The 6,126-nt window shown below is 46.4% G+C and carries 5 protein-coding genes and 1 pseudogene; 2 read left to right on the top strand and 4 right to left on the bottom strand.

The annotated features are described in order from the left end of the window. Nucleotides 1-39: 39 nt before the first annotated feature. On the bottom strand, nt 40-432 hold the full coding sequence (locus VHA02S_RS08360) for a RidA family protein (protein ID WP_005425100.1): 393 nt from the start codon (nt 430-432) through the stop codon (nt 40-42). Nucleotides 433-483: 51 nt separating this feature from the next. Beyond that, nucleotides 484-1,929, bottom strand: coding sequence for an N-acyl-D-amino-acid deacylase family protein (locus VHA02S_RS08355; protein WP_038898767.1), 1,446 nt, complete (start codon nt 1,927-1,929; stop codon nt 484-486). Between the two features lie 179 nt (nt 1,930-2,108). On the opposite strand from VHA02S_RS08355, the gene VHA02S_RS08350 reads away from it, so the two are divergent. Further along, nucleotides 2,109-3,380: an amino acid deaminase gene (locus VHA02S_RS08350; protein WP_038898768.1), complete on the top strand. Its 1,272-nt coding sequence runs from the start codon at nt 2,109-2,111 to the stop codon at nt 3,378-3,380. An 89-nt stretch (nt 3,381-3,469) separates the two neighbouring features. Next, complete coding sequence (locus VHA02S_RS08345) at nt 3,470-4,333, top strand: MurR/RpiR family transcriptional regulator (protein WP_005425077.1); 864 nt, start codon at nt 3,470-3,472, stop codon at nt 4,331-4,333. A 155-nt stretch (nt 4,334-4,488) separates the two neighbouring features. Here VHA02S_RS08345 and VHA02S_RS08340 read toward each other — a convergent pair whose 3' ends face one another. Together VHA02S_RS08340 and VHA02S_RS08335 are read right to left on the bottom strand one after the other, a co-directional pair. After that, nucleotides 4,489-4,860 (bottom strand): hypothetical protein, encoded by a 372-nt coding sequence (locus VHA02S_RS08340; RefSeq protein WP_005452561.1) that lies wholly within the window; start codon nt 4,858-4,860, stop codon nt 4,489-4,491. Between the two features lie 250 nt (nt 4,861-5,110). Beyond that, nucleotides 5,111-6,037 (bottom strand): annotated as a pseudogene (locus tag VHA02S_RS08335) (endonuclease/exonuclease/phosphatase family protein). Nucleotides 6,038-6,126 lie beyond the last annotated feature (89 nt).

Raw genomic sequence — 6,126 nt, 5'->3', positions numbered from 1 at the left:
GGTTACTTGGGTATCATTTAATTAGGTAAAGTGTGATTTCTATCGGCGATCTTCGCGGTAGCAAGTCACATCGACTTCGACTTTCACGTCCACCACGAGGTCACACACCATGCAAATACGTGCAGGTGGGTGGTCGCCAAAGAACTCTCTGAACACTTTATTGAACGATTGGAAGTAACGAGAATCCGTTAGCACCACTTTAACGTGTACCACGTCAGCTAGCGTGTAGCCTGCTTCTTCCATGATATCAACACAGTTTTGAATCGCTAGGCGAGATTGGTCAACGATACCGCCTTCTACCACTTCGCCGTCAGTCATTGGTGTTTGACCCGATACGTATAAGAAGCCGCCCGCTTCTGTTGCACGTGCAAATGGTAAATGTTGACCGCCAGTACCTACGCCGCCCTCTACACCATAACGTTTAATTGACATAATATTCTCCAGTGATAATGCTTAATCTATAAAATTAATTTATTTAATAAGTTATTGATGGGTATTATTTCTATAAATAAATACGCCATTTCTACTTTCGGTGACTTTATCTTTTAAATAAGATAGTTCGCCATTTACAAATACAGATTCAATACCTTGCGCGACGGAAATTGGATTTTCGAACGTTGCAGTATCTTTAATTGTGTTTGGGTTAAATAAAACCAAGTCTGCGTAAGCGCCTGTTTTTATTTCCCCACGATCTTTCAATTGGTAGCGTGTTGCCGACATCCCCGTCATCTTGTGAATCGCTTCTGCCAATGGGAAAAGCTTTTCTTCACGGCAGTAATGCCCCAAAACTTTCGGGAATGTGCCCCACAAACGTGGATGTGGGTGCGGGTCGTTTGGTAATCCGTCCGAGCCCACCATAGTCAACTTATACTTAAGTACCCGTTTGACGTCGTTTTCATCCATGCAGTGATAAACCGCACCCGCAGGTTGCAACGCTTTTGCTGCTTCCATAAGAGGCAGTTGCATCTCGTCAGCAATGTCTTTCAGCATCTTGCCAGCGTGTTCAGGTTTACTTTCAGACCAAGTGATGAAGATGTCGATTTCATCCGTCACCTGTTTTAAATCCAGCGTTGAAGAACTGGCAGAATATGGGTAGCAATCGCAAGACACGTCTTGATGCTCAGAAACCTTGTCCATCAAATCCAGCACTTCTACCGTGCGTCCCCAGTTGCCTGCACCTGCGCATTTCAGATGAGAAATCACCACTGGCACTTTGGCGTACTGCCCAGTTTCAAAGGCTTCTTCCATTGCACTGATGATTTCTTCAAACTCGGTGCGCATGTGTGTGGTGTAGATACCACCGTGATGACCGAGAATTTCCGCTAAGCGCATCACTTCATCCGCGTTGGCTTGCTTGGCACTCGCATAAGCAAGACCCGAGCTCAAACCCAATGCGCCCTCTTCCATCGCTTGTGCCAGTGTTTGGCGCATATGCTCGATTTCTTCATCGGTTGCCGTGCGCAGCAAGTCATCCATCACGTTGTTACGTAAAGTGGTGTGACCGACTAACGCAGCAACGTTGACCGCAGGGTTCGCCGCTTGTACCGCCTTCGCATACTCCGCAAAAGTTGGGTATTTGAAGTCTTCCTGCTTGCCCAATAGGTTCATTGGGTCTGGCGGAGTATCACTGAGTACCGCAGGGCTCGCGCTAATTCCGCAATTGCCTACGATTACTGTCGTCACACCTTGGCTGATCTTTGGCAAGCAGTCAGGGTAACGAATCACATTGGTGTCATCGTGCGTGTGCACATCAATAAATCCCGGAGCCAACGCAAGACCCTGACCGTTGATAACCTTCTTTGCAGAAAGCTCGTCTAACTGCCCTACTTGCTCAATACGATCTTGACGAATCGCAACATCAGCAATGAATGGTGCTGCACCCGTACCGTCAAATACCTCTACGCTTTTGATAATGGTATCGAACAACATACTTCACTCTCTTCGTCCGTCGTTAACATGATTCCATCTTAATAATTCTTGAAATTTAAACAGTGAAGAAACACACAAAAATCCCAGATTTGTTTGATACTTTCTAACATATTATTTATGGTAGTTAGCAACAAACACTTAATATCAATCACTTAGACCATGTTAGAAGTAGGTACGCCATGAAAGACAATCGCCAAAAGTGTGATAAAAACTATCATAATGAGTGTGTTACCACGCCAGGTTACGGAGAAAAGGCTCAACCTGTTGCGTGCAATTCCGATGGGTTACACAGTTTGATCCATGAAGAGATCACCCTGCCTGCAGCGGTGATCAAATCTTCTTCATTGAAGAACAACCTCGATTGGATGCAGCGTTTTGCCAATCAGCACAAAGTGAAACTGTCACCGCACGGTAAAACCACCATGACTCCCGCTTTCTTCCAGCAGCAATTAGAAAACGGCGCTTGGGGCATTACCGTCGCAACGCCGGCTCAAGCAGAAATTGCAACGCTAGGCGGAGCGAAAAACATCATCATGGCGAACCAACTAGTTGGGCGTGCTAACATGACCATCATCGCCAACTTGATTGAAACCCACGGGGTCAACTTCTATTGCTGTGTGGACTCAAGCCGAAACGTCAAAGCGCTAGAGCGTGCCTTCGCTGAACATCAATTACCGCTTAATGTACTGATTGAGTTTGGTGTCGAAGGTGGTCGCTGTGGATGCCGAAACCAACAAGATGTGGTTGAACTCGCCACACTCATCCACCAGCAACCTCACCTTACACTCAAAGGTATCGAGGTCTACGAAGGTGTCATTCATGGTGACAATGCTGAGCAAGACATCCGTGACTTCCTCAACACCACATTAGAAATCGCAGCCCAACTACAAAACGACAAGTTGATTGAGTCCAAACCTCTTGTTACTGGCGCAGGCTCTGCTTGGTATGACGTAGTTTCTGAATGCTTTGCCAACCTAGAGGATTTTGATGCCGTCATTCGCCCAGGTTGTTACGCAATTCATGACACGGGCATTTACCTAGACGCACAAAACAAAGTCATGCAGCGCGCTGAAAATAACCAAGGTGCAGCGTGTGATTTAGGTGGTGACTTGGAATCGGCACTAGAGCTTTGGGCTTATGTCATTTCTCGCCCCGAGCCAACCAAGCTAGTTGCCGGCTTTGGCAAACGTGACGTGGCGTTTGATGCTGGATTGCCAATCCCTGAGCGCGCATACCGCGATGGTGCGTCAATCTCTATTGAAAGTGCGGTAACGACCGCGGTGATGGATCAGCATGCGTTCATCGAAGTAGACGCAAACAGCGACCTTCAAGTGGGTGATATGATTGCCTTCTCAACCTCTCACCCATGTTTAACGTTTGATAAGTGGCGTGCCGTGGCGGTTTGTGATGATGAGTATCAAGTCACTCATTGGGTGAAAACCCGTTTCTGATGATGAGCTTAGTGAGGCTTTTCGTTATACTTCATGCCAAACCAGTGGAGGCGGCACAATCGCCTCCATGCAATAGATAGGAACACAGCTTGAGTTTAGAAGTCGATATTATCTCTCAAATCACTGAACGTTTCAGTGCGCTGCGCGATGCCGAAAAGAAGGTCGCGAAGTTGATCATGGACGACATTCAAACTGCCGCCAACGCCAGCATTACTGAGCTGGCAGAAAGCGCAGAAGTGAGTGAAGCTACCATCACCCGTTTTGCCAAAGCTGTTGGCTGCAAAAACGTGCGTGATATGAAGATCAAATTGGCGCAAACCTTAACGGTTGGACAACGATTCATCCTTGAACCGCCTGATCAAAGTGGCTACCAAGGCATCTATGAGTCGATCAAGCAATCCCTTGATGTAAACCGCAGTTTGATTGTTGAAGAAGATATCGACACTGCCGTGAACTGGCTGCACAACGCAAGACAAGTGATCTGTATTGGTATGGGTGGCGGCTCAACCATTGCAGCACAGGAGATGCAACACCGTTTGTTCCGTCTGGGCTACCCTGTTGTGGCGTACAACGATGGCTTGTTATCGCGCATGATTGCGGCGACGGCCGACGCGAATGATGTGTTGGTGATGATCTCAGCCACAGGCTATACCCCTGCCATTATAGAAACCGCACAATTAGCCAAGCAGTACGGCGTGAAAGTCATTGTGATTACTCCGAAAGACACACCTTTGACTGAGCAAGCCGATTTGGTTCTGCCTATTGAGCACCAAGAGACGGATTTCATCTACAAGCCATCGGCTTCTCGTTACGCGATGCTGGCGTTGGTTGATGTACTTTCGATGGCATTAGCCGTTAATCATAAGCGACGCTCGCGCGATAAACTTCGCCGACTCAAAGTTGCCCTCGACTCTTATCGTGGCGGTTTGGAAAGACAGCCTCTTGGTGATTAAACCGAGGTAACTCATATCGATGACAGTCGAATCCGAAAACGACAAAGCCCGATATTCAACATCGGGCTTTTGTTTATTCGCTACTTGGTAAAGGGACGATTGAAAGATATCAACGACTCACCATGCTATATACAAGTGACTTCAAGATGCAGCATTCAGTAGTATTCGCCCCAAGAGCAATCATGCAAATCAGAGATTATGTAGCTTCTTAGTGAGTTGATTTTAAAATTGAAGACTACTTGCTTGCAGACATTTCGGCTGCGGTCGCTGTAAGTGATATAACCTTCACTGTAAGCCCGCTTACCGTTGGTCGAGGTAATGTCGGCATTGAGTTCTAGATGAGCTTTGTGCTCTTCTACACGCGCCATCATCTCATGTACATCCAGCCACTCTTCTCGGTTCGCCATTTGGATCAGCATCGATTCCGCCTGCGTTTCTAACTTTTGCGGATAAACGTAAAAGCGGTTATAGGCAAAGTAAGCGCTCATTAAAATAAGTATTAACACTGCTGAGGTAGTTCTTGTCATGCAAGTTGCCTCTTATCGTTATGAATTTCTTGTTATACCCGCTTCACTTTTGCGTACTGATTGCATAAGAACGGCTTGGGTATACTTTCAGTATAGAAAGCGGATGAAGTTTAGGTTAAAGAATTCACACAAATAACAAGCGACGGCCAGAATCCGTCAATTCCATGACAAGCCGTAGCACAATCTAACCTCATTCTAAATAATTAGAAACTTTGGTTCTTTGATCATCTTGCCATTAAAAAGTACCAGTTCATTGTCCTATTAGAGTCGTAACTAACCTATGATCTGACCCCTTTGGCTGGCTCGACGATAAACGTGAGCAAATTTTTCTGTCAGCCTTTTCTGATTTAAGCCAAAGGTGATCGATGCCTATCATTGCCATCGAAGGGACAGATATGCCTTTGAGTGACGCAGGTCAACTGGCGACAGGTTGGGAATGAAAACGTGAAAACAACTCATTAAACCTAGGACTTACTGCAGATAGGTTAAAGTCCCCAATCACAATCATTTCCGGTGTTGGGTACAAATCAGTAAGAGTTTCTATGGTTCGAATCAGTGCATTTCTGCGTTGCCACAACAGCTCAGTTCTTGGCGAAGGAGGATGTGCTGTCATCAAGGTAATAGGCTCATCTACTTGCCATACAGCGCGAATGACTTCTTGCCCATCAGGGGTGTGATAAATCGAGACTGACTCCAAAGGATAACGACTTAGAATCATCTGGTTAGAAGGGTAACCAACGCCACGCTGCCCTCCGTAATAAAAAGGATAAATGTCATCGAGAAGGTGCAACTTATTCCCTACTTGTGGCGAGAGCTCTTGCATCACCACCAAATCCACGGGATGTTTTAGCAAGTAGTTAATAAACTGATTGATGTCTGGGTTTTCGTAGAACAGATTGAACTGGATGATTGTCAGTGGGTGCTCACAGGCTTCGCTGCGGTTGATGTGTGCAGGTAAGAGAAATGGAACAAAAGCACCGCTGATCACGATTGAGGTGAGCGCCTTCGCCCAGCGACGAAAGACTAAAAGCGCGAGAGCGAGACTGAAATAGACGAATAAAATGAGGGCGGGAATCGAGGTCAGATTCTCCGCCCACCAGATATCATGATATTGCCTTGCCACCAGCCAAATTGATGCAGGTAGAAACAACATGATCCATTTAATGACTCTCAGCACACGCACTGCTCGTTTAGCGATTACATATCATAAGCTTATATGTAGTTTGCTAACTCGCCAGTGCGTCGCTGACCAATACGTAGCGTATC

It is taken from the genome of Vibrio harveyi NBRC 15634 = ATCC 14126 = KCTC 12724, from assembly GCF_001591145.1.
GTDB lineage: Bacteria > Pseudomonadota > Gammaproteobacteria > Enterobacterales > Vibrionaceae > Vibrio > Vibrio harveyi.
This window is presented reverse-complemented; position numbering and strand designations above follow the sequence as displayed.

Bases quoted from the DNA above. Each gene is read 5' to 3' on its own strand.
- VHA02S_RS08350 (WP_038898768.1), top strand. From the start codon at position 2,109: ATGAAAGACAATCGCCAAAAGTGTGATAAAAACTATCATAATGAGTGT.
- VHA02S_RS08360 (WP_005425100.1), bottom strand. From the start codon at position 432: ATGTCAATTAAACGTTATGGTGTAGAGGGCGGCGTAGGTACTGGCGGT.
- VHA02S_RS08340 (WP_005452561.1), bottom strand. From the start codon at position 4,860: ATGACAAGAACTACCTCAGCAGTGTTAATACTTATTTTAATGAGCGCT.
- VHA02S_RS08355 (WP_038898767.1), bottom strand. From the start codon at position 1,929: ATGTTGTTCGATACCATTATCAAAAGCGTAGAGGTATTTGACGGTACG.